Genomic DNA, 26,329 nt, shown 5'->3' on the forward strand with positions numbered 1-26,329 from the left:
GTGCTATACCAATGGGTACGCTTATTCAGTCACGCCATACAGACACAGCTGACAGAGGTTCGCATGTTCAAAGGATTAGCCGGTCACCTCACAGAAAAAAACGTTCACTCGATCAACACCTTGCCGTCCAACAATATCGAATTGTTCGACTGCTATGCCGGTTTGATCCTGGGCCACCTGTACCGTAACTTCCCCTTGCCCATCACCCTGACTGCCGAGCGCTTTATCGACTACAAAGGCCTGGCGGACAGCAACCGCGAGGCGCTGGAAAAAGAAGAGAACCTGTTCCTGGCCACGGTCAAATGGCTGGCGGATATTGGCTACATCCACTTCGACGGCATGTCGGGCGTAGCCTTTTACGAAGTGGTTCTGACCAACAGCGGGCTGCTGATCCTGCGCGCTTACCCGGAAGGCACCGACACTGCGCCGACCCTGGGCGAAAAACTGGCGCAGTGCGTCAACAACGAAAACACCGCCGATATGAGAGCGCTGGTAACCCAGGCACTGAGTCTGGGCGTGCGCATGATCAGCCCGATGAGTCGGTCGGGGATTTAAGCCAGGCCCATCAATGCACTTGGCCATGAACGCTCACCGTGACCAAGTGCATTTAAACAGCCATTATCCTCCACTCACTACCCGCCGCCCTCCCACCCGCCACCCCAGCTGAATCCCGGCTGCCGCGATTAAAATCGCCGCCACGCCCACCCATTGCAGCGGTTCCAGGCGATGGCCAAAGGCAAACCAGTCCACAAATATCGCTGCAATGGGGTAGATAAAGCTCAGTGCTCCGATCAATGCCGTGGGCAGTTTCTGGATTGCTCCGTAGAGCAGTACATACATCAAGCCGGTATGGACTACGCCAAGCGTCAGTAAGGCGCCCCACGCCTGTGCGCCAGCAGGCAGCTCAGTGACGTTGGCCAGGGGTGCCAGCAGCAGTGCGCCGGTGCTGACCTGGATCAGCGCGATCAGGTGCGGGGGGATCCCGCGCAGGCGTTTGATGATCAGCACGGCCACGGCGTACATCAAGGCCGCACTCAGCGCCAGGGCAATCCCCAGCAAGTACTCACTGCCGCTCTCCCCTTGCCCGTGGTGGGCGCTGACGATCGTCAACATGCCCACAAACGACACCACCAGCCAGGCCAGTTTGTGCAGGGTTATTCTTTCACCCAGGAACAACGCTGCCAGACCGAGCAGGATAAATGGCTGAACGTTGTAGACCGCCGTACCAATGGCGATTGAGGCCCTGGAGTAGGACGCGAACAACAACACCCAGTTGGCAACGATGGCCACGCCGCTCAAAACTACCAGCGCAAAGGTAGTGCGGTTCAGCAGACCGCGGCGTAAAAAACCCATCCGCGCACAGATCAGCAGCAACGTCACCGCGCCAAACACACAGCGCCAGAACACCACATCCAGCACTGCTTGCCCGCTTAGCAGGACAAGCCAGCCAATGGTGCCGGAGATAAGCATGGCTGCGACCATTTCCAGCGAACCGCGTTGCGTGGTTTTGTCCATATTTGCCTCCCTCAAAGTAGGAAACAGTATGGCAATCGCGATTCATGCAGCGCCATAATCCAGAAAAGGCAATTCGTCATTTTTGCCTTTAGTGTTAAGGCATTCTGCCAATTTGGCCTAAGGAGCAAAGATGAGCGACGAGATAGATCAGCTGTTGATCAGCGCACTGATGCAAGACTCACGCAGCTCCCTGAAAACACTGGCCAGCCTCAGCGGCCTGTCGTCACCCAGCGTCGCCGAGCGCATTCGCAAGCTCGAAGAGCGCGAAGTGATCAAGGGTTACACCGTGGAAGTCGATCCCAAAGCCTTTGGCTATCAACTCCAGGCCATCATCCGCATTCGACCGCTACCGGGGCAGTTGCAGGAAGTGGAGCGCCAGATCCAGAACATCCCCCAGTTCACCGAGTGCGACAAGGTGACGGGCGATGACTGTTTTATTGCCCGTCTGCATGTGCGTTCAATCGAGCAATTGGACAGCCTGCTTGATGGCCTCAATGCTTACGCCGAAACCAATACGTCGATCATCAAAAAAAGCCCGGTCAAACGCCGGTTGCCGCCCATGGCCTGAGTGCGCCCCTCCCTAAGCATGGGCCTGAACCACCCACTTCACTTTCGCGAGGCCCTCACGCAGGGCCGTCATGCCCACCGAGCCCAGCGCCAGCCTTATCGCATGGGGCACATGGGCCGAAGTTGCAAAGGGCTGCGCGGTCGACACCGAGACCTGCTCACGCGCCAACGCCGCAACAACCTGGTCCGCCCGGGCGTCCTCTGACAGAGGCAACCAGACAAAGTAGGACGAAGGATGGCGGATCCTGTGCAACCCCGCCAACTGCTCATCAGCAATGAGCTGCCTTGCCTGTGCGTCTTTGCGCTTTTGCGACTCCAGCCGGGTCACGGTGCCATCGTCGAGCCAGGCACTGGTGATAGCGGTCATCACACCGGGAGCATTCCAGGCAGTCACTCGGATTATCCGCTCAAGGACACTGACCTTTTCTGCGGGCGCGACGATAAAGCCCACGCGTAAACCCGCTGCGACACTTTTGGAAAACCCAGACACGTAAACGGTTCTTTCCGGCGCCAAGTCAGCCAAAGACGTCGGCGGGTTATCGACCAGAAAAGCGTAGGCCGCATCTTCGATGATATGCAGATCATGTGCCCGGGCGATCGCGACCAAGTGTTGGCGCTGCTCCAGGCTCATCACCCACCCCAACGGATTGTGCAACGTCGGCATGCTGTAGACAGCACGCACAGAGCGACGGCGACACAGCCTGGCGAGGGCATCCAGATCCGGCCCGCTTTCCGTGCTCGGGATGGGCAGCAATTCAAGGTGCAGGGCCAGCGCCAGTGCCTTGAAACCCGGGTAGGTCAAGGCGTCCACCGCGATCACGTCACCAGGCTGGAGCAGTGCCATCAGCACCACGCTCAACCCGTGTTGTGCGCCGTTGACGATCAACACCTGTTCGGCGGGCACATTCAACCCGCTCCTGGCCAGGTGCCTCGCGACCGAGGCGCGCTCATGCAGGCGCCCGCCATGGGGCTGGTAGCGCAACAACGATTCCAGATCGCCAGACAACGCCAACTGCCGCAGCGCAGTACGCAACAGTTCGGCCTGGCCCGGCAAGGAGGGATAGTTGTAATTGAGATCCAGCATCCCCGCGATCACGTCGGGCTGGTCTATACCGTGGCCTGGTGGTAGCGAGGTTTCCCGGACAAAAGTGCCACGCCCGGTTTCGCCACTGACCAGCCCCATGGCCTCTAGCTCGGCATACACGCGACTGGCCGTGACCAGCGCCAGCCCTTCGCTGGCTGCGAGCTGGCGATGGGTAGGCAAACGCGTACCCGGCGACAGACGGCCTGAGCGGATATCGGCAGCAAAGCCGTCAACCAGCGACTTGTAGCGGGAACGGGACATCGGGCTTTGTATCCATGACAATTTTTTGATTGTCATTAATCATCAGCCATAGGATGGACTGTATGCAATCCCGCGATTGGCCTTGAGCGTGAGACTCGATGGAACGTACTTCCAACTTGCAAATCCCCACCACCGAAAAAAACCTCAGCGGCTGGATCAACGGCTTTATCGGCGTGGTCATTTTCAGCGCCTCATTGCCCGCAACCAAGGTGGCGGTGCTGGAGTTCGATCCCGTGTTCCTCACCCTGGCCCGTGCCAGTATTGCCGGGGTACTGGCCCTGGCCATGCTCGGGTTGTTCAAGGCCCGGCGGCCGCAGCGCAACCAGCTGGTGCCCCTGCTGCTGGTGGCAACCGGGGTGGTGGTGGGGTTTCCGCTGCTGACCGCGCTGGCTTTGCAGCATGTGACATCGGCCCACACCATTGTCTTCCTTGGCCTGCTGCCGCTGTCTACCGCCATTTTCGCCGTGGTGCGCGGGGGTGAACGGCCACGGCCAGCATTCTGGCTGTTCTCGATCCTGGGCAGCGCGTGCGTCGTGGCCTATGCCCTTGCGCAGGGTCTGAGTGCAGCGCCCGAGGGTGACATCCTGATGCTCCTGGCTGTATTGATCTGCGGTCTTGGCTATGCCGAAGGGGCCAGGTTGTCGCGTACGCTGGGCGGCTGGCAGGTCATTTCATGGGCACTGGTGCTGTCACTGCCATTGATGGCTCCGCTGGCATGGTTGTGGGCCCCCGCTTCGTTCAAAGGCATTAGCGCACCTGCCTGGCTCGGCCTGGCTTACATCTCGATCTTCAGCATGCTGATAGGCTTTGTATTCTGGTACCGGGGGCTGGCCCAGGGCGGGATTGCCGCCGTTGGGCAGTTGCAGCTGCTGCAACCATTTTTTGGCCTGGCACTGGCTGCCACCTTGCTGCACGAGACTGTAAGCATGGGCATGTTTGGTGTTACAGCGGCGGTGATCCTGTGCGTTGCCGGGGCCAAAAAGTTCGCCCGGTAGCCTGTAGCCCCCGTGCTTGACCTCTGAGAAGTCGGTACTGACTATGCCGATGACACTTTTGGAGCGAATCGTTTCAGCCGCTGCCTCGATAATCATTGCTTACTGAGGACAGGTCGAGGTGCAGCATGACAAGCGTATCCATAGAGCAGGTCAGCCCTGAAACGCTGAGAAAAGTGATTGTCGCCGCCGCCATCGGTAATTTCGTCGAATGGTTCGACTTCGCCGTCTACGGTTTTCTGGCCACCACCATCGCTCAGCAGTTTTTCCCCAGTGGCGATGCCAGTGCCGCATTGCTCAAGACCTTTGCTGTGTTTGCGGTGGCCTTTGCCTTTCGCCCCCTTGGCGGGATTTTTTTCGGCATGCTGGGGGACAGGATAGGCCGCAAGCGTACCCTTGCCATGACCATTTTGCTGATGGCCGGGGCCACTACCTTGATCGGTATATTGCCCACTTATGCTGCAATCGGGGTTATGGCGCCGATCCTGCTCACCCTGATTCGTTGCGCCCAAGGCTTTTCTGCAGGCGGTGAATACGCCGGGGCCTGTGCCTATTTGATGGAGCACGCCCCCAGCGATAAAAGGGCCTGGTATGGCAGCTTTGTGCCGGTTTCGACATTTTCCGCTTTTGCCGCTGCGGCCGTAGTGGCCTACGCCCTTGAGGCTTCGTTATCCGCTGAAAGCATGGGCAGTTGGGGCTGGCGCCTGCCGTTCCTGATTGCTGCGCCACTGGGCCTGGTAGGGCTTTATTTGCGCTGGCAGCTGGATGAAACCCCGGCCTTCCAGGCCGTGAAGGAGGAGCATGCGGTCGCCCACTCCCCACTCAAGGACACCTTGCGCAACCATGGCGCGGCGATCTGCTGCCTGGGAGCCTTTGTGTCGCTGACGGCACTGTCCTTCTACATGTTCACCACTTACTTCGCGACCTACTTGCAGGTCGCGGGCGGCTTGAGCCGGGCAACCGCTTTGCTGGTGTCGCTGATCGCCCTGCTCTTCGCCGCCGCCATCTGCCCGCTGGCCGGGCTGTATTCGGACCGGGTCGGGCGGCGGGCGACCGTGGTGACCGCGTGCGTTCTACTGATGGTCGCGGTGTATCCGTCGTTCCTGATGGCCAGCTCGGGCGGGTTCGCAGCGTCCATCGTCGGTGTCATGCTGCTGGCAATTGGCGCGGTGTTGTGTGGCGTGGTGACCGCAGCTTTGCTCTCGGAGACGTTTCCGACCCGCACTCGCTATACCGCTTCGGCCATCACCTACAACATGGCGTACACCCTTTTTGGCGGCACCGCACCGCTGGTGGCGACATGGCTGATCAGCACCACCGGCAGCAATATGTCGCCCGCGTTTTATCTGATGGCCGTTGCACTGCTCGCCCTGGCTGGCGGCCTGGCATTGCCGGAGACCTCGCGGATTTCCTTGCATGATGTGGCGACACCCGAAAATGCGGCGCAAGCCGTCGCTGCGGTCTGAGGGGCCAAGAGGCTGAGAGTGCCGGGGCTGCCCGGCACTCTCTGCAGAAGATCATTCACCCTGCCCCCTTGAGCACCGGCAACACAACCCTCACCGCCAACCCGCCACCCGTGCGGTTGCTCAGGGTTAGCGATCCGCCGTGTTCCAGCACAATCGCTCTGGCTGCCGACAGTCCGAGCCCCACCCCGCCGGTGCTTTTGTTGCGCGATTCTTCAAGCCGATAAAAAGGCACAAACACCTGCTCATGACTTTGGACAGGAATGCCCGGCCCCCGGTCAAGAACGAAAACAGTGACCTGCTCATCGTCCCGACTCAGCTCGATGGCCGGCTCGCCTGCGTACTTGATAGCGTTATCCAGCAGGTTGGTCATCACCCGTTTCAGGCCAAGCGGCCGGCCCAAATACACCAGGTGCTCAGGACCGTTGAAGGCAATGTCAATGGACTGGTCGCGGTAGTCATCAATCAGGGTTTGCAACAACCCTGCCAGGTCAAATTGCGTGGCCTGCTCCAGCCGGGCATCGTCGCGAAAGAACTCCAGGCTGGAGTTGATCATGGCCTGCATCTCGTCTACATCGCGAAACAGACGCTGTTGTTGGTCCGGGTCGTCAATAAACTCACCGCGCAGTCGCATGCGTGTCAGCGGGGTGCGCAAGTCATGGGAAATGGCCGCGAGCATCTGGGTACGGTCTTTGATGAAATGCTGCAACTGCGCTTGCATGGCGTTGAACGCAAGAATGGCCTGACGGATCTCCCGGGGGCCAATCGGTTCAATGGGCGGCGCACGAAAATCGACACCAAAACGCCGAGCGCCCTCGGCAAATTGCTGTAAAGGCCTGGCCAGATGGCGAGTGGCGATCAGCGCCACAAGCACCGTGGACAACAACACCAGCAGGATCAAAATCAGGTTTCGCTGCCATTGGCCCAGGCCCCAGCTGCGCGATGCGATGCTGAACATAAGCCATGAGCCATCCTCCAGTTGCACCAGCAGGGCGTAATGCCCGTTGTGCTGTGGCCAGTCATCAGGCTGATAGGCTTCGAGGCGTCGCTCTGGGCTATTGAACAGTCGCTGCGCCAGCGGCGTGGCCGTGCGACTGGCCGCTTCGGCCACCTGCGGCAAATCCAGGCCGGCACGGCTGGCATGCCAACTGATGCTCAGGGCGCTGTCAGTGGCTGCCGCAGCCAGACGTTGGCGCTGTGGCGCCGGCGAAGCTTCGATCAGCTTGGTCGTCAGGGAAATCTTTTCCAGCAGCCCGATTTCACTCAGCGGCGGGTAAGCCCAAACACCCGCCAACTGAGTAAACAGCGCATTGAATGCCAGCGCCGTAAGCATCGCGACAATGGTGGTCAAGGCAATCCAGCGTGCGATGGTGTTGCGTGAGCGCAGGCGCCAGCCTGAAATCCAGCCCGTCACTGACAGGTCACCCCGGGCGTGAACAGGTAACCGACATTGCGCACGGTGCGAATCATCTCGACCCCTTTGCTGTCGAACTCCAGCTTGCGCCGCAAACGGCTGACCTGTACGTCGATGCTGCGATCGAACGCGTCATGGCCAGCGCCACGAGCCAGATCCAGCAACAGTTCGCGAGTCAGAATGCGCTGGGGATGTTCGACAAACACCAACAACAAATCGAACTCTCCGGCAGACAAGGGAATCATCACCTGATCCGGGGAACGAAGTTCGCGGCGGGTCAGGTCCAGTTGCCAGCCCGCAAACTTCATCAGTGGCCGCGGCACCTGCCCGACCGAGGGCTGGCCCTGCCCTGCCCGGCGCAACACGGCACGCACCCTGGCCAACAGTTCCCGGGCATCAAAAGGTTTGCTCAGATAATCATCGGCGCCCATTTCAAGACCGACGACCCGATCACTCAGCTCACCCATGGCCGTCAACATGATGACCGGCGTGGGGTATTGCTGACGCAAACGCTGACACAGCATCAGGCCGTTTTCGCCAGGCAGCATCAAGTCGAGAATAATCAGGTCCGGAGGTTGCAGCGCCATCGCCGCCCACAGTGACGTGCCATCGGTGGCCACCTCCACCGAATATCCGTGTTGTACAAAAAACTTCTTCAGAAGCGCGAGGACCTCCAGGTCATCGTCCACGATCAAAAGGCTGCTCACCGGCGCATTCCACTTAAGGTATGTAAAGGCTTCCATCTAAAACTATTCGTCCCGCTGCGTCATATATTTCAACTTGGTAACAAAGTTGCGGCCAGGCAAAAAAGCAGACATATCCAGGCAAACCGCGAATGCGAGGATCAGACCTCTTTCCTGCCAAGAACGCGTGTACCCATGCCTTGCGAAAACCCGGCCATGATCCTGGAGCAGCGACTGGTAAAGCGTGCCAACGCCGCCCTGCACTGTCGCGAAACAAGCCTGCGCCTGTCGAGCGATCGCGACACGCTGGTACTCAGCCGCTATATCGAGCATTACAGCCATGAAGGTGTTCAGTGGGTCGAGAGCACCCATACAGTGCCGGTGAGGGCTTTGCTGAAATGGATGATCAGCCACGGCGAACCGCAAACCCTGAGCCAGGATAAAGACCTGTAGCCATCTGGTGACCCCGGCGCAATAGACTTAGCATGGTGCTCCCTATCCCCAGCCAGAGGAACGGCCATGCCCCTGATCAAATCCGATGCGGCACTGATCATCATCGATATGCAAAAAGGGATAAGCCTTCCCGGGCTTGGTCGCAGAAACAACCCGCACACCGAGCTCAACGTACAGCGCCTGCTGGAAACCTGGCGGCATGTACAGCGTCCGGTAGTCCATGTCCGGCATATATCCCGATCGCCTGCCTCGGTATTCTGGCCCGGCCAGCCTGGCTGCGAGTTTCAGGAGGGGCTGGCCCCGCTCGATAGTGAGCACGTGGTTGAAAAGAACGTACCCGATGCATTTACCAACACAGGCCTGGAACGCTGGTTGCGCACGCGCGGGATTGAGCAGTTGGTCATCGTCGGCGTGATCACCAATAATTCCGTAGAGAGCACGGTTCGCTCAGCAGGTTGCCTGGGGTTCGATGTGATTGTGGGATCGGATGCCTGCTATACATTCGATCAGATAGACCTGAATGGACGCCTGTGGCCTGCCGAGGATGTACATGCACTGTCGCTTGCCAGCATGGCAATGGATTACGCCAGGGTCCGGGACGTCAACCAGATACTTGAACAGCAGGGCTAGGAAGGAAGCCGCCGAACTTGCGTTCGGCGGCAGCCGGGGTCAGGAGACCGCGTCCAGCGCGGTTTTTTCCGCCTTGGCCAGCGAGCGACTGCGCAGCCAGCTGAAGCAAATGGCGAGGATCAGCGCAAAGCCTACGTAGCCCAGCAGCGGATACACGGTGCCCACCAACTTGCTGAAACCACCCAGGCTCAAAGCCAGGCCGACACAAACGGTCACTGCACTAAACAACTTGAAACGGCCCGATTCCGGCTTGGCAAAGCGTGCACTGAAGGCAAAGAACATCCCAACCGCAGTGCTGTAGACCATGCACACCAGTGCGATGGACATCACCACCGAGAGTAGTGGCGAGATGCGTCCGGCCAGTGCCAGGGACGGCATTTCAATACCCTGCAGCTGGTTGATGTTGGCAAACAGGCCGATGTTCAACAACAGGATCAGGGCGCCCAAACCAAGCCCGCCGAGCACACCGCCGAGAGCGGCCGCCTTGGGTTGTTTGGTCATGCCACCGATCACTGCCAGCATCGGGAAACCTACCGCGATATTGAACGAAGCGTAGAGCAAGGCGCCGACAAACCAGTTGCCAGTGACCGTCTCGTTGTTTTCACGCGCCACAGCATCCAGGGTCTCGATTGGAGCGTTGTAGCTGAAAATCGAGTAGGTCGTGATGATTAGCACCATCGCCAGCAGAAAAGGCATGACTGCGCTGATCAGATCAATGATGCGCTTGACGTTCATGCACAGCGTGGCGATCACCAGCACGGTCATCAATACACCGCCAAACAATGGGGGCAGATCGTACTGCTGGGCAAAAATCGAACCGCTACCGGCCAGCATCACCACACCAACCCCATAGAGGAAGAATGACAGCACCACATCGACGACCCAGCCCAGACGTGCGCCGAACAGAGCGTAGAGTACTTCCTTGTGCGAGTTGGCCTGCATCTTCGAACTCATGCGGGCGATCTGCATACCGAGGAAGGCAAACATCAAACCGCTTACCAGGGTGCCCAGGATACCGATAAGCCCATAGCCGGTGAAAAACTGCAGCACCTCCTGCCCGGAGGCAAAGCCACCACCGATAACTACGGACATGTACGCAAGCGCAATCTGGATCGACTGTTTATTCATTACACTTTTTCTCATTCTTAGACTTATTAGGTGCAGGAAACAAGACGACGCGGACACCACCTCATTTACGCAGGGTGGCTATCGCCATAGCAGTTCGATCACTCATCGTGATTGGCTGAACTGTACAGGTACGTAGACACCGCGGGCAGTATAGGAAGTGTTGCGCAGGTAATTTCACCATATACACAACAAAATTCAGCTAAAACGTCATGCTGGAGAGGTTTTACCCTATCAATTATCTCGCAAGCGGCATTATTGACCGCAAAACCATCAGAAACATTTAGATACATGCTTATTTTTATAAATCAGTCACTTAGCTTATTTCTGTGCTGGCCTCTGCGCATTTTTGCACGCCCCCGCGTACAGCCCCGGGAACAGCCAATGACCACAAGAAAATGATGGAATGAACGAACAACATAATAACGACACACTAAACAAACATGACACACATTAAATTTCGCACAAATATGAAAAGAAATGAACCACGCAAGTAACAGAAAAAAACTACATACTTTAGCGAGCCCAAAAATCTATTGTTTTTACGCAGAAAACTTAAAACATGAACACCTAAAAACGTCTGACTCGCACAGCCAATCAAGCGTCATAAACCGGAAATCAAATAATGAAAGGCACGCCCCCAGCCATATTTATGTTGAGTGCCGTCCTCTGGGCGGGAGCTGCCATCGCAGACATGCCAACACCCGCAAAGTCTGACGTGTTGCAACGAATCGACATGCCTGATACCCACTATCAAATGGGCTTGCAAAAAGCAGTACTCGCCCCGAACGAAGTCAAGGCTCGCCACATACATACAGGACCAGAAGTCGCCTATGTGCTTGAAGGCGAGGTCATCATTACAATGGATGGGCAGCCTGAAAAGCGAATAAAGGCCGGTGACAGTTTTCAACACCTGGCGCACGAACCCCACATCAGCAAAGCGGGCCCGCAGGGCGCTACCGTTCTTGCCACCTGGGTAGTGGAAAAAGGCAAGAGCTTTTCTGTCCCTGCACCCTGATCCAGCGACTGCGCATCACACCGGGCAGCATCTTGCATGGCTAACATGAGGTAAATTAGGGGGAGGATATACTGCTTCTTTTTGCATGGTCACTGAAGACATTACAATGGATCCGTACTCTCATTGATGACCCCCCTGATGTTTAATCCGTTTCAATCAGCAGGCACAAAGTCCGCGACCTTTAACTTGGAACGCACATCCAAAAACCAACGACTCAGTTGCGAATCGAAACCCTGAGCAATCCGGTCTGCAGCATGGAGTGCCTCATCAGCGCTTCCCCTATTGCCCAGCCCTTGGCAAGCTTTAGACACTTGAAGCAGCAAGAATGCCCTGTCCACCTCCTCCACCCCGTTCGATTCGATAATGACCAGTGCCTTGCCAGCACTATCCAGAGCACTCTGCCACTGCCCGAACCGGTTAAAAGTCAACGCACATAAATAAAGGCTCCGCTCATGGTTCAACCAGGTTCCAAACTGCATCCAGAGCCGCTCACACACAACAGCCGCATCCATGATGACGTTTCGATGGGACAGCTCGTCACCCTGAAGGCGGGGGTCATCAATCAGCTTGGAAATAATATTATTCAAGGCCGCCGCCGCACCTTTACCCACCAGTGAATTCGACGGCTTACCCAGCAGGTCGACGCACCCTTCCACTGCGTTAACCGACTGAGCGATATCCACAGAACCTTGCAAACTTTGTACGCATAGCAAACCAACATGCGCCTTGGCCTCTATCAAAGAAGCGCCTGTAAGTTCGGCATATTCAAGTTCGGCAGCAAACGCATGCACAGGATGTGCAGAGCAATAGGCCGCACAGGCCAAAAACTTGAAATAAATAGCGGAGCCTTCCCACCTATTGCATAAAAGCAAGTCAAAAGCCGCGACCCAATCAGAAAGCAACTCTCCAACCACATGATTGACCAGCCAGATAAAAGTATTCTTCTCTTGATCAGTCAAATCACTAAAAACAATAGACTTCAATAAAACAGCCGCCAACCCTGGATCTTCATCATGAATATCCAGGACTCTTTCCAAACTGGACATGCAAGCACCTGACTTATAATAAAACGGCCTCTGACACCGCACAAACAACTCCATGTATTACACCGACCACAGACCTGATCGCACCCAACAGGACATCAACTTAGAAGAGCATTACACCACTGTCAATTAAAAACCAACAAGCCCATAGTTGGGCACTCACATTGCAAACGCATTATTTCAGTGCATACCTTGCATAAGACTTTGGCCTATTCACGTCTATAGCGAGGTTATTTCGGTGCCGCGAGCGCACCAAAAACCATCCCGGGCTTCTGGTGCACTCAGTTGGGGCTTGCTGTTACTTATCCAGGCTCACCCCGTAGAACGGTGTCAGCCCAAAGGGGCTGATTTTGAAATCAGTCACTTCCTTGCGCAGGGGCTGGAAAACCGTCGAGTTCGCAATGGGTGTAATCGGAACTTGCTCCTTGAGGATCTTCTGCGCCTCTTGATACAACTTGATGCGTTGTTCGCGGTCGCTGCTGAGTTTGGCTTGCTGCACCAGCTTGTCATAGTCTGGGTTGCACCATTTGGCGTAGTTGCTGCCCTTGACCGCCGCGCAGCTGTAGAGCACGCCGAGCCAGTTATCCGGGTCGCCGTTGTCGCCCGTCCAGCCGTAAATCATCACGTCGTGCTCGCCGTTCTTGGCGCGCTTGATGTACTCGCCCCACTCGTAGCTAACGATATTGGCCTTGATGCCGACCTTGGCCCAATCCTGCTGGATGATTTGTGCCGACATACGCGCGTTCGGGTTGGAGGCGCGTTGAACGGTCATCGCCCACAGGTTGATAGTGGTCCCTGGTGCAACCCCAGCTTCTTTTAAAAGCTGCCGGGCCTTGACCGGGTCGTAGGTGGCATCCTTGATTGTCGGGTCATAAGACCACTGCGCAGGTGGCAAGGCGTTCTGCGCCAATTGCCCTGCGCTCTGGTACACGGCCTTGATGATTGCCGGCTTGTCGATGGCCATGTCCAGGGCCTGACGCACCTTGAGTTGGTCCAGCGGCGGATGTGTCACGTTGTAAGCCAGAAACCCCAGGTTGAACCCGGCTTGCTGCAGCACTCGCAAGTTGGGATCCTGCTTCATCACTTCGATATCCGCCGGTCGCGGGTAACCGCTGACCTGGCACTCCCCGGCTTTGAGTTTCTGCAGGCGCGACGCCGCGTCAGGGGTGATGGCAAAAACCAGGTTGTCGAGTTTCACATCCTCGGGCTTCCAGTACTGTTTGTTGCCGACGTAACGAATCTGCGAGTCCTTCTGATAGCGCTTGAACACAAACGGCCCGGTGCCCACCGGTTTCTGATTGATCTCTTCAGCCTTGCCCTGCTTGAGCAGTTGGGCTCCGTATTCGGCGGACTGCACCGAGGCGAAGCTCATGGCCAGGTTTTGCACAAAGGCGGCATCAACGTTATTGAGGTTGAAACGCACGGTTCGGTCGTCGAGCTTGTCGACGCTCTTGATCGTGGTGTTCAAGCCCATATCGGTGAAATAGGGCGATTCGGACGGGTAAGCCTTGCGGAACGGACTCTGGGCATCCAGCAGGCGATCGAAAGTAAACAACACGTCATCCGCGTTGAAATTCCGGGTCGGGGTGAAGAAATCGGTGGTATGGAACTTGACGCCATCGCGCAGGTGGAAGGTGTAGGTCAGGCCGTCATTGGAGACATCCCAGCGGGTGGCCAGGCCAGGTTCGACTTCAGTACTACCCCGTTTGAACTGGATCAGGCGGTTGAATACGGTTTCGGCGGAGGCATCAAAATCGGTACCGCTGGTGTACTGGCTGGGGTCAAAGCCGGCGGGGCTGGCTTCGGAGCAGTAAACCAGCGTGCTGGCGGCGTGGGCCATTGGCATGAACGCCAGGAGGCCGGCGACGAGAAGGAGCGGTTTGAAGGCGATTCTATCCATGGAGACCCTTGAAGTTGCAGACATAAATATGCGCCTAGACGAAACCGGCACCCACCGAGATTAACGTCGTTGCCGAACATCAGATAGCGGAAACCTGAATTATTGGAGAACGGACGGCATACACGCCTGCAGAACTTCGAAATCAAGGGCGATAGAGTCGCCTCAGCGCCCTGGACACCTCCAGCCCCGAAAAAACAGCGGCCAGGCTCATTTCGCTGTATGTACAGCACAGGAGCCTTGAGTGGGCGGGAAGTTGGCGCACCCGGCTTTTGGCCCCGTATTTTATTTCGTGCCTGATGCTTCCTTGCCACAGGCTTTCAGCGCGATCAGGCTGATCATTGGTTGAGCATGCGCTTGGTCAAGTCGGGCTCTATGGACACCCTAAATCACACCGCCGGCGAGGCGGGTGACTTGTAATAAATAAACCCCTCGAACTGTTTCAGTCGTGCACTTTCAAGCGTAGGAATTCCTCTGAATAATCCACCATCGGGCTGCACACCCTCATGACCGCTTAGACCTGAACATGCCAATACCAGCCCTTGTATCCCCCTGCATACTTTAAACAGACGCCGCACAGGCCACTGCTTAGCGATGGCGCTGAGTGTTCTGTATCGCAAATCGTACAGGACACAATTAACAGCGGGCGCGGCAAAGTGCAGACAACAAACACCTTTATTCTGCAAGTGTGCCGCACCCACTTGAATAGTGACCCATCGAAACTTAATACATATTTGTCAAGACCACACCCGTAAAGTAATTACATCCGCCGCCGGATTCATCCAGAAGAGACACTTGCTGGCCTGTCAGCTTCGACAGGGACAGCATATTAAGCAGTGCATAACCTGTGGGATCATTCAGATTGCGCTCCCCATGAACTGCCCACCAGCGCGTTCCGGTCGAAGTTAACATTACGCTGATCCCATTGCCGCTGTCGTAGTTACCTGCCCCTATATGTATTTGCTTCACCGTGCCCTGCGCGCACTTTATATCCCGACTCACACCCATCAAGCCAGGCTCTTCGGCAAAAGCATTGACACTCAACACCAACAACAAGGCTGCAAGACGCATGCTCATACTCCTCAACGTTTATAGCTCATCATGGTTAATAATGGAGGTACTGCTGTTATAAACAGACTCCAGGGTAAACATTATTGCTGGAATATCTTGCTTCAGATCCGAACGCGACGCAGCCAGGCACGCCCCGACCATCGGGATCATGCCCAACCAGGTAGGCCTTCTTTCTCGTGGGGCTTCACCGTTGAAATAGGGCCTGTTCGTGGCTCGGGTATTATCGGCCACATAACGGGGGTTAACCTGAGCAGTTGAAACTTGCAACTCACCGTCGACAACAATATAGGACTCCACATCCCTGATATTTTGAGTAGGAATGAGGGTCGGCGTTATATATTCATTGGCTGCCCGTGAGGGATGGTAGTTCAAGGGGGTGATCGGGACTTGCGGGTTGTTGTCATGCAATGTCCGCAATGAGGCCTCGGCATTGAAGAAGTTGCTGTCCGGCCTGACGCGATAAAGATAAATACGCTGACCGGGTTGGGCAAAAGCCCTGGCAGCTGCGGCAGTGCGAATGAACTGAAAGTTTGCCGCGGTTGAGACAAAGCCTGAATCTCGCTGCCCCTGTTGCCTGTTGACGCATGACTCGCCGGTCACATGGTCATGAACATTAAAGTTACTACCCCAGGCCTGGAAACCAGCGTGAAATATCAGCTGTTCCGGCCGGGTATCCATTCGCCATACCGTACCTGGTGGCTCGGCCCATGAATAAGGAGCCTTTAATATAACTGTCACAAAAACCCATAGCAAAACCCCCAGCGTCTTCATGATCCCGCCCCCCGATAATTAAAGAAATGCCTGCAAAGCACACGCACTTAATTAATTTTACCGAAAAACAAATTACCCGCTATTCATTATGAGCCCCCACAGAACCATAATAAACTCAAAATATTGCATGACTGACCCCATACTTTTAATTACCCCCCACGCAGCACCTCGGCGTACAGAATCTCTATGACTGTTTCGTTAAAGTAGCAGGGCTACGTTCAATATTTAATTTAAAGCACAGACTGTGCGTGCTGGAACTCAAGCTCAAGACACCGCAGTACGTCGATGACCGCGGCAAACTACCCTTTTGCCTTGTGCTCATGCCCAAGAAGACGAGGCTCCCACCAACAACATCTCGTATCACCACAGCGCGTGTCGGTTGCGCTGGACGACCTTTAGTCTGAGTTTGATTGGCCGCGGCTTCCAAGAAGCATATGGGTATATGGCTGGCCAGCTCGAAGTCATGACGCTTCCTGCTCCTGCTTGCCAACCCGCTGATGCGCAGCTACTGTCAGCTCCATGAATCAATTACGAGTTGCCTTGACCACGACTACCACGACCGCCGAAGGCGGGTCGTGAGAGGTATCGTGAGGCCATAACGCACGAACTTCAAAGGCCCGCCAGTGATGGTAAGGGCCTTTTCTTTTGCCCTTGTGTCACTGGCCAAAACGCAAGGAAAAGCCCCATGTATGCACTGTTGATTCTTGATATGCAGGTAGGATTGGTGCATGGCCCGGACAAGCCATGGGCTGGCGAGGCCCTGTTGGACACATTGAACACGTTGCTGGATAAAGCCCGGAGCGCAGGTGCCCCGGTCTTTCTCGCCCGCCATGTCGGCCCTACCGGCTCACCGATTGAACCGGGAAGCCCGTTGACCCAACTGATACCGGAACTGGTGCTACAGGGCAACGAAGTGATTTTCGAGAAAAACCGCCCCAACGCCTTTGCCAGGACAAACCTGGCCGACCAGCTACAGGCTCTTGGTGTTGAGGGTGTGGTCATCACGGGCATGAAAACCCAATATTGTGTCGACAGCACCTGCCGCGCGGCACGAGACCTTGGGTTCGACGCAGTACTGATTGCCGATGGCCATACCTGCAGTGACACCCCTGCGTTGAAGGCACAGCAGATTATCGCTCATCACAATGCAACCCTGGCGGGGCCATTCTGTCGTGTCATCAACGCTGAGGACTGGGGGTTTTAGTCTCGGTCGACAGATCAGGCTGATCCAGGCTGATCCAGGCTGATCTGTTGCTAAAACAATGAGGCACAGAGGTAAAAATCGAGCGCTAATACCTGTCGAGGCCGGCTGCTTTCAAGACCTCTATGGAGAAATACAGCACGTGGCCTGTAGGCCACGTGCTATGTGGGAGTATTTTTCTTCCAGGCCGGTGTTTTTTTCAACTAAAAATCTATGGGGCAGTTGAATCAAGATCGAATTTCACGATATTGATCTCACCATCAACTTTAAACAATGAAATATTGTGAAACCCATAAATAACCCCATCAACTTTTAGTTTGACCCGATCATCTAAAACCTCGCGAACAGCTGCAGAGCTTTTTGTAACAAGGAATGGGGCGGTCTTCTTTGCTTCCTGAAGCGCTTCTTCATCGCCAGGTTGAAGATTCATCAGGAAATACCTATAGACAACTGGCACCGTAGCGCCACCAGAATCATATAAGACCTCATAGATGGCCCCGCCATGGCCAACATTTGTAACTGAAGTAATCTTGACAGGATTAGGTCTGCCTGGAGCAGACATATATATGTACAAAGCTTGCCCAAGACAAACAAAAAACAAACTCCAAACAACCCACTTAATACCCCTTCGACTTCGCATAATCTATTCCTGCTTTAATCCATACTTGATCAACAGGATCATCGCCGTAAGGAGCCTCTGACCACCATTTATCGAATTCTGCCTGAGAAGTCCCAGCTAAGGACTGTGCAGCACCAGCTGCTCTTAAAAGTACCGTTTCAGAAATCCCAGCTGCCGTACCAACAGCACCATAATTAAAATTGCCGAAGCTCTCATACTGAGGCTGGCCTTTTTTGTAATCCCACTCGCCCTTGTTTCTGACTTGGGTGTAAAACCAGCTGAGCAAAAAACCTCTACCTTTAATACTAAAGTATGCTTTTTGGCTTTTCGCAAATTCTAGGTTCTCATCTAAAGAGACGCCGGGTGGAGCGCTAGGATACTGTTTATGTCTGGCTTGCTCTTTCGCATCGCGCAGATTTGTCGCTTTAGCCACCTCTATGAGAGCCAATTTCTGCTGCTTTTCTTTCAAGCGTCGGGCCGTTTCTGAATAGACCTCAGACAACCTGGCAAATTCATACCTCTGTGCCCAATCAAGAAGTTTAGGTGTATTAACTATGACCCTCATCTTCCCGGCCTGAGTAAAACTCCCCGCACTTGGTCTTTTTTGAAGCTTGTACATCACTGCCGTCCCCAGAACCTTTAGAAGCCTTAACCTTTCTATCAGCCTCATTCTCTTTAGCCATATATAGTGTTACCAGGATATTTTTCTCTCTTGTGATTATTTTTCTTGACGTGGATACATCCATAGGCATATTTAGCCCGCCTGCACCCTTGATTTCCTGGTCAATCTCAAAATCTATGGCCGCAATATTATCTTTGTGCTGCATATCAAATCTATATGCATTATCAAAAATCCATTGAGTTACATTCTCAAGCGCCCTTATCAATAGACCGAGTATATCATGCATATAATCTGGCATCATAGACTCTCTCGATGTGCCAGGAATGGAGAAGTCTATTATTCTCCCCACAACAGATATCGGACCAAGCTCTAATGGCATATTCATACTCCTTATGAATCAATCCAGACTTTATATTATTCATCGAACTCCCTACTCATACAAATTTATAAAGTCACAACATATGTTCAGACCGAAATTTTAGTGACGAGTTTTTTTGTACGCATAATACGAAATGGCGCCTTCATGAGTTCATGGCAATAACGGCTCTCAAGTATATTGAATACTTTGCTTTCGTAGGCAAAACGAAAGCAGGTGAGGTACACGGGTATGCTGGTAACGGGGACTGTTTACATACGGGTTGTGAAAATTGTGAACGCTACCTGTTAAATCGGCGAAAAGTGCACAGCTAAAAAGCACTTTCCCTCCGACTAAAACACAGCCGTTAAAAACGCTGGATCGGGCTCTAAAATTGCCCCAGATGCGGACACGGTCTGAAGCTATGCGAAAACGACGAGCTCGGTGCAGCGCCCTTCCCCACCCCCCAGAAACGACAAAGCCCGCCAAAAGGCGGGCTCTGCGGTGTAGCAATATGGCGGAGGCGATGGGATTCGAACTCATGGACCTGTTACAGTCGACGGTTTTCAAGACCGTTGCCTTAAACCACTCGGCCACACCTCCTATACGTTGTTTCGGGCGCCATAATACCTGAATGAAACACGTTGTCAAACTCTCTTGATCGCTTGTTTCAGAGCCTCTGCTATGATCTTTGCTACTTAACATTTCTAAACACAGGAGTATCGCCATGCGCGAACAGGATTACGCAGTTAATAGCAGCGTGCAGGCCGAGCAGCTAGAGGTTAGCCGCGTCCTGCGCAATACGTACGGTTTGCTGGCCCTCACCCTGGCTTTCAGCGGTGTGATGGCTTATGTCTCGCAGCAGCTGCGGGTCGGCTATCCCAATATTTTCGTTGTGCTGATCGGGTTCTACGGCCTGTTCTTCTTGACCAACAAGCTGCGTGATTCGGCATGGGGCCTGGTTTCTGCCTTTGCCCTTACCGGTTTCATGGGCTTCTTGCTGGGCCCTATTCTCAACCGTTACCTGGGCATGCAGGGCGGCGCCGAGGTGGTCAGTTCTGCCTTTGCCATGACGGCTCTGGTATTTGGCGGCCTGTCTGCCTATGTATTGATCACTCGCAAGGACATGAGCTTCCTCGGCGGTTTCATCACTGCCGGTTTCTTTGTTCTGCTGGGCGCTACGCTGGCGAGCTTCTTCTTCCAGATCAGCGGCCTGCAGTTGGCTATCAGCGCCGGTTTTGTACTGTTCTCGTCGGTCTGCATTCTGTTCCAGACCAGCGCCATCATTCATGGCGGCGAGCGCAACTACATCATGGCTACCATCAGCCTGTATGTATCGATCTACAACCTGTTTATCAGCCTGCTGCAAATTTTCGGCATCATGAGCCGCGACGACTGATCAACAACCGCTATACAAAAGCCCGCTTCGGCGGGCTTTTTGTTGTCTGCCACAAGCATCTTTGGGCATCTGGCTTTATCATTGCCCCAGATTTGCCGACAGAGCCCACCATGAAATTCGCCATTGCCCTTTATTCAGCGGCCCATGCCCCCTCCTCCCGTCGAGCCTTGCGCTTTGCCGAGGCAGCGCTGGCAGGCGGCCATGAAATTGTCCGTTTGTTCTTCTATCAGGACGGTGTTCATATTGCCTCGAGCAATATCGTCACGCCGCAAGACGAGCAGGACCTTGCGCAACAATGGGCAACTTTTGTCAGCCAGCACCAACTCGATGGTGTGGTCTGTATTGCCGCTGCCTTGCGCCGCGGTGTACTCAATGAAGACGAGTCCGCACGCTATCAGCGGCCCGGGGTCAATGTTCATGCACCCTGGGAGTTGTCCGGACTGGGCCAATTGCACGATGCCATTCAATCGGCCGATCGATTGATCTGTTTCGGGGGACCTTGAAATGCCCAAGTCACTATTGATTATCAGCCGTCAGGCACCGTGGTCGGGGCCCGGCGCCAAAGAAGCACTGGATATCGTGCTGGCAGGCGGTGCATTTGATTTGCCGATTGCCCTGCTGTTTATGGATGACGGTATTTTTCAGCTGCTGGCGACTCAAAATGCCGCAGCCATCCAGCAGAAGAATCTAACGGCCAATCTGCAGGCCCTGTCCATGTTCGGCGTTGACGATCTGTTTGCCTGCAACCACAGCCTTGACGAACGCGGCATCTCAACCGAGGGGCTTGCGGCAATTGATGTGCAGCCCTTGTCGACTGAAGCTGTCCGCGCTCTTATTGACCGTTATGACCAAGTGATCACCCTCTGATGTCGACTCTACATGTTGTGAGCCACTCACCATTTTCTGACATACGCCTGAGCAGCTGTCTTCGCGTGTTAGGCAGCGACGATGCCCTTTTGCTCTGTGGCGACGCGGTGTATGCCCTGCAGCTTCAAGGCACTGCTCTCACAGCCCTGACTGGAAAAACCGTATTTATCCTTGAAGAGGACTTGCAGGCACGCAACCTGGAATGTCCGCCATGGGCGGCCTGCGTTGATTACCCGGCTTTCGTCGAGCTGTCGATTCGTTACGACAAGGTCAACAGCTGGCTATGAATACGCTCACCCTCAACGGTAAAAATATCGAGCTGGACAAGGACGGTTATCTGCTCGATCTCAACGACTGGTCCGCTGATGTTGCTCAGGCACTGGCGGCGCAGGCAGGTATTGAGTTGAGCGCCGAACACTGGGAAATCCTCGAGTTGTTGCGCAGCTTTTATCAGGAGTTCGAGCTATCGCCTGCCACTCGCCCTCTGATCAAGTACACGGCACTCAAATTGGGTCCAGAAAAGGGCAATAGCCTGCATCTCAACCGACTGTTTAACGGCACCCCTGCCAAACTCGCCGCCAAGCTGGCGGGCCTGCCCAAACCGACCAATTGCCTATGAACACTCCCGCTGCGCTGACACTTGAAACTCCCGCCGAACACCCTTTTGCGCAATTTGTACGCATCCTGGGCAAAGGCAAACGGGGTGCCCGCAACCTGACTCGGGAAGAAGCCCGCGAAGCCATGGGCATGCTGCTTGACGACAAGGCAGAAGACACGCAACTGGGCGCCTTCCTCATGTTGCTGCGGCATAAAGAAGAAAGCGCAGAGGAAATGGCCGGTTTTACCGAGGCCGTCAGGGAGCGACTGACACCTCCCGCGATCAAGGTCGACATTGACTGGCCGACTTACGCCGGTAAAAAACGCCACCTGCCCTGGTACTTGCTGGCAGCCAAGTGCCTGGCACAGCACGGTGTACGCATTTTCATGCATGGCGGCGGCGCCCATACCGCGGGCCGAATGTACAGCGAGCAGCTTCTCGACGCGCTGGCCATTCCACTGTGTCGCAACTGGCAAAGTGTCAACGAGGCCCTGGATGCGGGGAATCCGGCCTTTATGCCGCTGCAGGACTGGGCGCCACAATTGCAACGCATGATCGATCTGCGCAACACCCTCGGGCTGCGCTCGCCGATTCATTCATTGGCTCGCATACTCAACCCGCTGGGTGCGCGCTGCGGCCTGCAAAGCATCTTCCATCCGGGCTATCAAAGCGTGCATCGCGAAGCCAGCGGTTTGCTGGGTGACACCAGTATTGTGGTCAAGGGTGATGGCGGCGAAGTCGAAATCAACCCCGATAGCGCAAGCCATCTTTACGGCACTACAGCTGGTGTTGACTGGGATGAAGAATGGCCAGCACTGTCTTCACAGCGCCATGTCAAACCAGCGTCACTAGACCCTGAACACCTCAAGGCATTGTGGCGTGGAGAAGTCCAGGACAGCTACCCGCAACTGGCCTTGCTGTCGACCATGGCCCTGGCATTGCGCGGTCTGGGCACACCCCGGGCGCAAGCTTTTGAACTGGCTCAGCATTACTGGGACAACCGCAACAAGGCGATTTAAGCCCAAGGCCAACCACCTCAACACGCTTGTTTACGAGAGCCCAAGATGCTTATCCCCTACGACCAGCTTGAACCCGACACCCTCACCCGCCTGATCGAGGACTTTGTGAGTCGCGACGGCACGGACAACGGCGATGACACTCCCCAGGAAACCCGTGTACTGCGGGTTCGACATGCATTGAGCAAAGGCCAGGCAGTAATTTTCTTCGATCTGGAAAGCCAGCAATGCCAACTGATGCCCAGGCACGCGGTACCGAAGGAATTTTTTGATTAAACCTTGGCCGAAGATCCGGTTGCCTGCTGCCCGACGGGCTGGTTTTTTATCCGCTCATAAATTTCCGAGCGATGCACGCTGATATGCCTGGGAGCTTCAATCCCCAGGCGCACGTTGTTGCCGTTAACGGCGATGACAAACAGCGTTATATCTTCCCCGATTGAAAAATGCTCTCCGACGGTTCGACTCAGTATCTGCATGGCTCTCATCCTCAAGGGTGGGGAGCCACAAAGACTGCACGGCATAAAAACCGGCTTCAATACTTACAAGTTAATTCAGTTACAACCTACTGCATACAAGGCTTATTCCTACGTACTCCCTACGGAATTTTCCCTTTACGAGGGGGTAAAACGCGGTCCCAGCAAGATGATGGTCGCGCCAATCACGCACAGTCCTACCCCGAGCCAATCTGAGCCCAGTGGCCGGATACGTTCCACTACTGCCAGCCAGGCAATGGATGTCACGATGTAAATCCCGCCATAGGCCGCATAGGCCCGCCCGGCATAGGCTGCCTCAACCTTGGTCAGCAGCAGGGCAAACAGCACCAGGCTCAGAATAGCGGGCAAAGCCCACCAGGCACTTTTGCCCTGACGAAGCCACATCCAGAACCCGTAGCAGCCTGCAATTTCAAACAGAGCAGCCAAAAAAAACCAAACGTAATTGAGCATGTGCAGTGTTTCCAGGTGGGCAGCGCGCCACCCTACCTGCGCACCTGCCACCGATCAAGGCAGAACTGTTTTTGAGTACGGCATGAAAAAAGTTGAATTATTCATCGAGCTGGAGAGTCGGATTTTATAAGCACTGCCCATCCTTGTTCCTGAAGCGGCGCCCCGTAAAACTGAACGTTGGCGGAACACCACAAAAAGGAAATGCTCATGACCACAATTCTTCTGATCGTCCTGATTTTGCTGTTAATCGGCGGATTACCTGTGTTTCCGCACTCCAAAAGCTGGGGCTATGGCCCCTCAGGGATTATCGGTACCGTACTGGTTGTACTGTTGATATTACTGTTGCTCGGCAAGATTTGACCCAATAAAAAAGAGGCCCTGAGGCCTCTTTTTTATTTAACTGGCTGATTATTTCGGATCAGCCACACCTGCGGTGTTGTCCAGCAGGCTCTTGGTCGCGGTCTGCAGGAAGGATTCGAGCTTTTTCTTCAGCTCGGTCGCTTCAGGCGAGTCAGTGACCACTGTCGCTTCAGGGTTGGCACCCAATTTGTACTGCCAAACCTTGGCCGGCATGTCTTTAGGCTGCACCAGCAAGTGGTCGTCACTGATGATCGCCACGGTCTGGTCACTGCCAGACGGCTTGATCACACCACTGCCTTTGTCACCCTCAGGCAGAGTCAGCAGGTCACGGCCCCAGCATTGCTGACGGAACTCACCACCCAGACGCCCCATGATGGTTGGCACGATGTCGACCTGAGTGCCCACGATATCAGTGCGTGTACCAAACTTCTCCTGGATACCAGGGCCGATCAGCAGCAACGGCACGTTGAAACGCCCCAGGTCCATCTCGGAAATCTGCTGCTCGTTACCGAAACCGTGGTCGCCCACGATCACAAACAGGGTTTCCTTGAAGTAGGGTTCTTTGCGCGCTTTTTCGAAGAACTGCCCCAGCGCCCAGTCGGAATAACGCATCGCCGTCAAATGCTCGTTGAGCGAACCGCGATCGGTTACCGGCTCGACCGGCAATGGCGTAGGCAAGGCATACGGCGTGTGGTTGGACAGGGTTTGCAGCAGCGCATAGAAAGGTTCTTTGCCTTCACGCTTTTTCAGCTCTTCCAGGCCGCGGTTGAACATGTCCTGGTCGGACACACCCCAGGTAGGATCAGAGAACACCGGGTCAACGAAATCGTTACGACCTACAAAAGTGGTCATGCCCTGGTTACTGAAGAAACCAGACTGGTTGTCCCAGGCAAAGTCGCCGTTGTAGACATACACGTCATCGAACTTGCGAGCGCTGAGCAGTTCCGGCAAGCCGGACAGCTTGTGGCTGCCTTCCGGGGTCTGCATCAGGTATTCAAAACCCGGCAGGTTCGGGAAGCACGCCATGGTGGCGAACATGCCCTGGTGGGTATGGGTGCCATTGGAGAAGAAGCGCTCGAACAGCAAGCCTTGCTTGGACAGCTCATCGAAGTACGGGGTGATATTGCCCGGACGACCCAGCGCACCCACCGAGTGACCGGCGAAGCTTTCCATCAGGATTACGACGACGTTCTTGATAGGCAGGGTTTTTTCCGCAGGCGGCGTGGTATCGCGACGCACAGGAGCGGTATCAGGATCAACCAGCTTGTCATTTTCAGTCAGCAGCATGTCGCGCACGGTCTGCGTCGCTACGGGCTGCTCAAGGGTAGCCTTCCAGATATTGGTGCGATCGTCACCGAAGCGACTTTTCGCAGCGGCAATCAATGACAGAGAGCCGTTGAGCCCCAACTGATTGGCGAAGTTGGAGTCGGTTGTGTAGGCATCACCCCAACGCAGCGGAGGACCCTGACGCAATGTGCCACGGGCCAGGACCACACACACCAGCAGCAGCACGACAAATACCGCTGCACGGCCGTAGCAGGGCGCCACCGCACGCGAAGTGCCAGCAGCCGCGCGGGTAGCGCTGGAACGGGTCACGCGGTCGGCGCCGCGGAAGGCAAAGTACAAAATGACAGTGCCGACAGCCCAGGACAGCAGGTAACGCACCACCGGGAAGCCATACCAAAGCATGCTCATCACGGTTTTCGGGTCTTCCTTCACATACTGGAAAACCAGACCGTTAAGACGCTGATGGAACTCACGGTAGAAGTCCATCTCCATCAGGCCCAAAAACAGCGCCAGGCTGGATGCTGCAGTCAGCCAGAAACGCAGCACACCGCGCATGGCCATGGCCTTGACACTGAGCACCGCCAGCAGCAGCGGAATACTGAAGTACACGACAATCCGCGCGTCAAAGCGCAGACCGTTGCCGAAGGCTTCAAGGAACGTCGATGCCGGGGTGTCGAGGATCATTTCCCGGTTGTAAACCAGCAATGCCACCCGCAACAGGGTGAACATCACCATCATGATCAAGGCACAGAGCAGCGTAAACGCCAGATGCGATTTGACGGTCGGTTGCAACACACGCGTGGCCGCGTGCTGTTGGCTTGGGGCGTCCGGGTTTGCCATGTCGTTTTAGGACCCATTGGTTCAAGTTGAAGTGGCTTTATCACCGGTGGCTTGCCACGGGTGCATCGCTCTTTAATTACACAGATTTTGACCCGAGACCCACCAGAAACGCCTGAACTGAGGCGTTTACGAGTAGACAGGCAAAATTTTGCGTGCGAATTGTCTTAAAGGTACCGTGAAAATTTCGTGCAGAGCACATCTTGAAACATAAGAAAGGGCGCTCATTCCCTGTGG

Annotated in this window: 31 protein-coding genes and 1 tRNA gene; 16 read left to right on the forward strand and 16 right to left on the reverse strand. The window is 55.2% G+C overall.

Translation table 11 applies throughout. From position 1 onward, the window contains the following. Nucleotides 1–63: 63 nt before the first annotated feature. Nucleotides 64–555 (forward strand): hypothetical protein, encoded by a 492-nt coding sequence (locus V6L81_RS17970; protein WP_095002005.1) that lies wholly within the window; start codon nt 64–66, stop codon nt 553–555. 63 nt (nt 556–618) lie between these two features. On the opposite strand, the gene V6L81_RS17975 is transcribed toward V6L81_RS17970, so the two are convergent. Further along, the gene (locus tag V6L81_RS17975) at nt 619–1,515 is read right to left on the reverse strand and encodes a DMT family transporter (protein ID WP_095020775.1); all 897 of its coding nucleotides are present in this window, start codon (nt 1,513–1,515) and stop codon (nt 619–621) included. A gap of 130 nt (nt 1,516–1,645) precedes the next feature. Between V6L81_RS17975 and V6L81_RS17980 the strand changes: the two genes are divergently transcribed. Beyond that, nucleotides 1,646–2,083: an Lrp/AsnC family transcriptional regulator gene (locus V6L81_RS17980; RefSeq protein ID WP_095002007.1), complete on the forward strand. Its 438-nt coding sequence runs from the start codon at nt 1,646–1,648 to the stop codon at nt 2,081–2,083. Between the two features lie 12 nt (nt 2,084–2,095). Here V6L81_RS17980 and V6L81_RS17985 read toward each other — a convergent pair whose 3' ends face one another. Then, nucleotides 2,096–3,427, reverse strand: coding sequence for a PLP-dependent aminotransferase family protein (locus V6L81_RS17985; protein ID WP_095020776.1), 1,332 nt, complete (start codon nt 3,425–3,427; stop codon nt 2,096–2,098). A gap of 98 nt (nt 3,428–3,525) precedes the next feature. On the opposite strand from V6L81_RS17985, the gene V6L81_RS17990 reads away from it, so the two are divergent. Next, entirely contained in the window at nt 3,526–4,422 is an 897-nt protein-coding gene (locus V6L81_RS17990) for a DMT family transporter (protein ID WP_095020777.1), read from the forward strand. 125 nt (nt 4,423–4,547) lie between these two features. Further along, nucleotides 4,548–5,885, forward strand: a complete 1,338-nt coding sequence (locus tag V6L81_RS17995; RefSeq protein WP_095020778.1) for an MFS transporter — start codon at nt 4,548–4,550, stop codon at nt 5,883–5,885. Between the two features lie 55 nt (nt 5,886–5,940). Here V6L81_RS17995 and V6L81_RS18000 read toward each other — a convergent pair whose 3' ends face one another. After that, nucleotides 5,941–7,296, reverse strand: a complete 1,356-nt coding sequence (locus V6L81_RS18000) for a cell wall metabolism sensor histidine kinase WalK (RefSeq protein ID WP_095020779.1) — start codon at nt 7,294–7,296, stop codon at nt 5,941–5,943. Further along, nucleotides 7,293–8,003 carry a response regulator gene (locus V6L81_RS18005; RefSeq protein ID WP_095002098.1) on the reverse strand — a complete coding sequence of 237 codons (711 nt, stop codon included), beginning with the start codon at nt 8,001–8,003 and terminating at the stop codon, nt 7,293–7,295. The genes V6L81_RS18000 and V6L81_RS18005 overlap by 4 nt, the downstream gene beginning before the upstream one ends. A 171-nt stretch (nt 8,004–8,174) precedes the next feature. Between V6L81_RS18005 and V6L81_RS18010 the strand changes: the two genes are divergently transcribed. Both V6L81_RS18010 and V6L81_RS18015 read left to right on the forward strand, forming a co-directional pair. After that, nucleotides 8,175–8,432, forward strand: coding sequence for a hypothetical protein (locus tag V6L81_RS18010; protein ID WP_095002012.1), 258 nt, complete (start codon nt 8,175–8,177; stop codon nt 8,430–8,432). Nucleotides 8,433–8,498: 66 nt separating this feature from the next. After that, complete coding sequence (locus tag V6L81_RS18015) at nt 8,499–9,062, forward strand: cysteine hydrolase family protein (protein ID WP_095002013.1); 564 nt, start codon at nt 8,499–8,501, stop codon at nt 9,060–9,062. A gap of 39 nt (nt 9,063–9,101) precedes the next feature. On the opposite strand, the gene V6L81_RS18020 is transcribed toward V6L81_RS18015, so the two are convergent. Further along, nucleotides 9,102–10,190 (reverse strand): hypothetical protein, encoded by a 1,089-nt coding sequence (locus V6L81_RS18020; protein ID WP_095002014.1) that lies wholly within the window; start codon nt 10,188–10,190, stop codon nt 9,102–9,104. Nucleotides 10,191–10,812: 622 nt separating this feature from the next. Between V6L81_RS18020 and V6L81_RS18025 the strand changes: the two genes are divergently transcribed. Then, the gene (locus V6L81_RS18025) at nt 10,813–11,205 is read left to right on the forward strand and encodes a cupin domain-containing protein (protein ID WP_095025816.1); all 393 of its coding nucleotides are present in this window, start codon (nt 10,813–10,815) and stop codon (nt 11,203–11,205) included. A gap of 152 nt (nt 11,206–11,357) precedes the next feature. Here V6L81_RS18025 and V6L81_RS18030 read toward each other — a convergent pair whose 3' ends face one another. From V6L81_RS18030 to V6L81_RS18045, 4 genes are all read right to left on the reverse strand, one after another. Next, nucleotides 11,358–12,251, reverse strand: a complete 894-nt coding sequence (locus V6L81_RS18030) for a hypothetical protein (protein WP_169916538.1) — start codon at nt 12,249–12,251, stop codon at nt 11,358–11,360. A gap of 295 nt (nt 12,252–12,546) precedes the next feature. Further along, nucleotides 12,547–14,148, reverse strand: a complete 1,602-nt coding sequence (locus V6L81_RS18035) for an ABC transporter substrate-binding protein (protein ID WP_138738228.1) — start codon at nt 14,146–14,148, stop codon at nt 12,547–12,549. A 720-nt stretch (nt 14,149–14,868) separates the two neighbouring features. Further along, the gene (locus V6L81_RS18040) at nt 14,869–15,216 is read right to left on the reverse strand and encodes a hypothetical protein (RefSeq protein WP_095002018.1); all 348 of its coding nucleotides are present in this window, start codon (nt 15,214–15,216) and stop codon (nt 14,869–14,871) included. 18 nt (nt 15,217–15,234) lie between these two features. Then, nucleotides 15,235–15,987: a hypothetical protein gene (locus V6L81_RS18045; protein ID WP_095002019.1), complete on the reverse strand. Its 753-nt coding sequence runs from the start codon at nt 15,985–15,987 to the stop codon at nt 15,235–15,237. 685 nt (nt 15,988–16,672) lie between these two features. Between V6L81_RS18045 and V6L81_RS18050 the strand changes: the two genes are divergently transcribed. Further along, nucleotides 16,673–17,191 (forward strand): cysteine hydrolase family protein, encoded by a 519-nt coding sequence (locus tag V6L81_RS18050; protein ID WP_138738227.1) that lies wholly within the window; start codon nt 16,673–16,675, stop codon nt 17,189–17,191. Nucleotides 17,192–17,399: 208 nt separating this feature from the next. On the opposite strand, the gene V6L81_RS18055 is transcribed toward V6L81_RS18050, so the two are convergent. The 4 genes from V6L81_RS18055 to V6L81_RS18070 form a co-directional block, all read right to left on the reverse strand. Continuing rightward, complete coding sequence (locus V6L81_RS18055) at nt 17,400–17,750, reverse strand: hypothetical protein (protein ID WP_141232530.1); 351 nt, start codon at nt 17,748–17,750, stop codon at nt 17,400–17,402. A gap of 55 nt (nt 17,751–17,805) precedes the next feature. Next, nucleotides 17,806–18,426, reverse strand: coding sequence for a polymorphic toxin type 44 domain-containing protein (locus tag V6L81_RS18060; RefSeq protein WP_338660232.1), 621 nt, complete (start codon nt 18,424–18,426; stop codon nt 17,806–17,808). Continuing rightward, complete coding sequence (locus tag V6L81_RS18065) at nt 18,356–18,808, reverse strand: hypothetical protein (RefSeq protein WP_338660233.1); 453 nt, start codon at nt 18,806–18,808, stop codon at nt 18,356–18,358. Before V6L81_RS18065 ends, V6L81_RS18060 begins: the two co-directional genes overlap by 71 nt. A 491-nt stretch (nt 18,809–19,299) precedes the next feature. Beyond that, nucleotides 19,300–19,387 (reverse strand) — tRNA-Ser (locus V6L81_RS18070). Nucleotides 19,388–19,511: 124 nt separating this feature from the next. Here V6L81_RS18070 and V6L81_RS18075 point away from each other — a divergent pair. From V6L81_RS18075 to V6L81_RS18105, 7 genes are all read left to right on the forward strand, one after another. Next, on the forward strand, nt 19,512–20,183 hold the full coding sequence (locus V6L81_RS18075; protein ID WP_095002022.1) for a Bax inhibitor-1/YccA family protein: 672 nt from the start codon (nt 19,512–19,514) through the stop codon (nt 20,181–20,183). Nucleotides 20,184–20,293: 110 nt separating this feature from the next. Further along, complete coding sequence (tusD, locus tag V6L81_RS18080) at nt 20,294–20,686, forward strand: sulfurtransferase complex subunit TusD (RefSeq protein WP_095019560.1); 393 nt, start codon at nt 20,294–20,296, stop codon at nt 20,684–20,686. A gap of 1 nt (nt 20,687) precedes the next feature. Continuing rightward, nucleotides 20,688–21,050 (forward strand): sulfurtransferase complex subunit TusC, encoded by a 363-nt coding sequence (tusC, locus tag V6L81_RS18085; protein WP_095002024.1) that lies wholly within the window; start codon nt 20,688–20,690, stop codon nt 21,048–21,050. Further along, entirely contained in the window at nt 21,050–21,337 is a 288-nt protein-coding gene (tusB, locus tag V6L81_RS18090) for a sulfurtransferase complex subunit TusB (RefSeq protein WP_095002025.1), read from the forward strand. The genes tusC and tusB overlap by 1 nt, the downstream gene beginning before the upstream one ends. Next, nucleotides 21,334–21,669 carry a TusE/DsrC/DsvC family sulfur relay protein gene (locus V6L81_RS18095; RefSeq protein ID WP_095002026.1) on the forward strand — a complete coding sequence of 112 codons (336 nt, stop codon included), beginning with the start codon at nt 21,334–21,336 and terminating at the stop codon, nt 21,667–21,669. Before tusB ends, V6L81_RS18095 begins: the two co-directional genes overlap by 4 nt. Then, nucleotides 21,666–22,667, forward strand: coding sequence for a glycosyl transferase family protein (locus V6L81_RS18100; RefSeq protein ID WP_095021346.1), 1,002 nt, complete (start codon nt 21,666–21,668; stop codon nt 22,665–22,667). Before V6L81_RS18095 ends, V6L81_RS18100 begins: the two co-directional genes overlap by 4 nt. Before the next feature lie 45 nt (nt 22,668–22,712). Then, a complete protein-coding gene (locus V6L81_RS18105; protein WP_095002028.1) occupies nt 22,713–22,940 on the forward strand; it encodes a YheU family protein in 228 nt (75 codons plus the stop codon). On the opposite strand, the gene csrA is transcribed toward V6L81_RS18105, so the two are convergent. Both csrA and V6L81_RS18115 read right to left on the reverse strand, forming a co-directional pair. Then, nucleotides 22,937–23,140: a carbon storage regulator CsrA gene (gene csrA, locus V6L81_RS18110; RefSeq protein WP_095019562.1), complete on the reverse strand. Its 204-nt coding sequence runs from the start codon at nt 23,138–23,140 to the stop codon at nt 22,937–22,939. The genes V6L81_RS18105 and csrA overlap by 4 nt on opposite strands. A gap of 135 nt (nt 23,141–23,275) precedes the next feature. After that, nucleotides 23,276–23,608, reverse strand: a complete 333-nt coding sequence (locus tag V6L81_RS18115) for a YnfA family protein (RefSeq protein ID WP_095002030.1) — start codon at nt 23,606–23,608, stop codon at nt 23,276–23,278. Between the two features lie 201 nt (nt 23,609–23,809). Between V6L81_RS18115 and V6L81_RS18120 the strand changes: the two genes are divergently transcribed. Then, entirely contained in the window at nt 23,810–23,968 is a 159-nt protein-coding gene (locus V6L81_RS18120) for a DUF3309 family protein (protein WP_095002031.1), read from the forward strand. 48 nt (nt 23,969–24,016) lie between these two features. Here the strand turns inward: V6L81_RS18120 and V6L81_RS18125 are convergent, their stop codons facing one another. Continuing rightward, a complete protein-coding gene (locus tag V6L81_RS18125; protein ID WP_338660234.1) occupies nt 24,017–26,095 on the reverse strand; it encodes an LTA synthase family protein in 2,079 nt (692 codons plus the stop codon). Between the last annotated feature and the right edge of the window lie 234 nt (nt 26,096–26,329).

The organism is Pseudomonas bubulae, from assembly GCF_037023725.1.
Lineage (GTDB): Bacteria > Pseudomonadota > Gammaproteobacteria > Pseudomonadales > Pseudomonadaceae > Aquipseudomonas > Aquipseudomonas bubulae.

Bases quoted from the DNA above. Each gene is read 5' to 3' on its own strand.
- V6L81_RS17990 (WP_095020777.1), top strand. From the start codon at position 3,526: ATGGAACGTACTTCCAACTTGCAAATCCCCACCACCGAAAAAAACCTC.
- V6L81_RS18055 (WP_141232530.1), bottom strand. From the start codon at position 17,750: ATGTCTGCTCCAGGCAGACCTAATCCTGTCAAGATTACTTCAGTTACA.
- V6L81_RS18060 (WP_338660232.1), bottom strand. From the start codon at position 18,426: ATGTACAAGCTTCAAAAAAGACCAAGTGCGGGGAGTTTTACTCAGGCC.
- V6L81_RS18015 (WP_095002013.1), top strand. From the start codon at position 8,499: ATGCCCCTGATCAAATCCGATGCGGCACTGATCATCATCGATATGCAA.
- V6L81_RS17975 (WP_095020775.1), bottom strand. From the start codon at position 1,515: ATGGACAAAACCACGCAACGCGGTTCGCTGGAAATGGTCGCAGCCATG.
- V6L81_RS18065 (WP_338660233.1), bottom strand. From the start codon at position 18,808: ATGCCATTAGAGCTTGGTCCGATATCTGTTGTGGGGAGAATAATAGAC.
- V6L81_RS18100 (WP_095021346.1), top strand. From the start codon at position 21,666: ATGAACACTCCCGCTGCGCTGACACTTGAAACTCCCGCCGAACACCCT.
- tusC (WP_095002024.1), top strand. From the start codon at position 20,688: ATGCCCAAGTCACTATTGATTATCAGCCGTCAGGCACCGTGGTCGGGG.
- V6L81_RS18035 (WP_138738228.1), bottom strand. From the start codon at position 14,148: ATGGATAGAATCGCCTTCAAACCGCTCCTTCTCGTCGCCGGCCTCCTG.
- V6L81_RS17995 (WP_095020778.1), top strand. From the start codon at position 4,548: ATGACAAGCGTATCCATAGAGCAGGTCAGCCCTGAAACGCTGAGAAAA.
- V6L81_RS18125 (WP_338660234.1), bottom strand. From the start codon at position 26,095: ATGGCAAACCCGGACGCCCCAAGCCAACAGCACGCGGCCACGCGTGTG.
- V6L81_RS18120 (WP_095002031.1), top strand. From the start codon at position 23,810: ATGCTCATGACCACAATTCTTCTGATCGTCCTGATTTTGCTGTTAATC.
- V6L81_RS18105 (WP_095002028.1), top strand. From the start codon at position 22,713: ATGCTTATCCCCTACGACCAGCTTGAACCCGACACCCTCACCCGCCTG.
- V6L81_RS18050 (WP_138738227.1), top strand. From the start codon at position 16,673: ATGTATGCACTGTTGATTCTTGATATGCAGGTAGGATTGGTGCATGGC.
- V6L81_RS18095 (WP_095002026.1), top strand. From the start codon at position 21,334: ATGAATACGCTCACCCTCAACGGTAAAAATATCGAGCTGGACAAGGAC.
- V6L81_RS17970 (WP_095002005.1), top strand. From the start codon at position 64: ATGTTCAAAGGATTAGCCGGTCACCTCACAGAAAAAAACGTTCACTCG.
- tusB (WP_095002025.1), top strand. From the start codon at position 21,050: ATGTCGACTCTACATGTTGTGAGCCACTCACCATTTTCTGACATACGC.
- V6L81_RS18030 (WP_169916538.1), bottom strand. From the start codon at position 12,251: ATGTCCAGTTTGGAAAGAGTCCTGGATATTCATGATGAAGATCCAGGG.
- V6L81_RS18010 (WP_095002012.1), top strand. From the start codon at position 8,175: ATGCCTTGCGAAAACCCGGCCATGATCCTGGAGCAGCGACTGGTAAAG.
- V6L81_RS18045 (WP_095002019.1), bottom strand. From the start codon at position 15,987: ATGAAGACGCTGGGGGTTTTGCTATGGGTTTTTGTGACAGTTATATTA.
- V6L81_RS18115 (WP_095002030.1), bottom strand. From the start codon at position 23,608: ATGCTCAATTACGTTTGGTTTTTTTTGGCTGCTCTGTTTGAAATTGCA.
- V6L81_RS18020 (WP_095002014.1), bottom strand. From the start codon at position 10,190: ATGAATAAACAGTCGATCCAGATTGCGCTTGCGTACATGTCCGTAGTT.
- V6L81_RS17985 (WP_095020776.1), bottom strand. From the start codon at position 3,427: ATGTCCCGTTCCCGCTACAAGTCGCTGGTTGACGGCTTTGCTGCCGAT.
- tusD (WP_095019560.1), top strand. From the start codon at position 20,294: ATGAAATTCGCCATTGCCCTTTATTCAGCGGCCCATGCCCCCTCCTCC.
- V6L81_RS18025 (WP_095025816.1), top strand. From the start codon at position 10,813: ATGAAAGGCACGCCCCCAGCCATATTTATGTTGAGTGCCGTCCTCTGG.
- csrA (WP_095019562.1), bottom strand. From the start codon at position 23,140: ATGCAGATACTGAGTCGAACCGTCGGAGAGCATTTTTCAATCGGGGAA.
- V6L81_RS17980 (WP_095002007.1), top strand. From the start codon at position 1,646: ATGAGCGACGAGATAGATCAGCTGTTGATCAGCGCACTGATGCAAGAC.
- V6L81_RS18075 (WP_095002022.1), top strand. From the start codon at position 19,512: ATGCGCGAACAGGATTACGCAGTTAATAGCAGCGTGCAGGCCGAGCAG.
- V6L81_RS18040 (WP_095002018.1), bottom strand. From the start codon at position 15,216: ATGCGTCTTGCAGCCTTGTTGTTGGTGTTGAGTGTCAATGCTTTTGCC.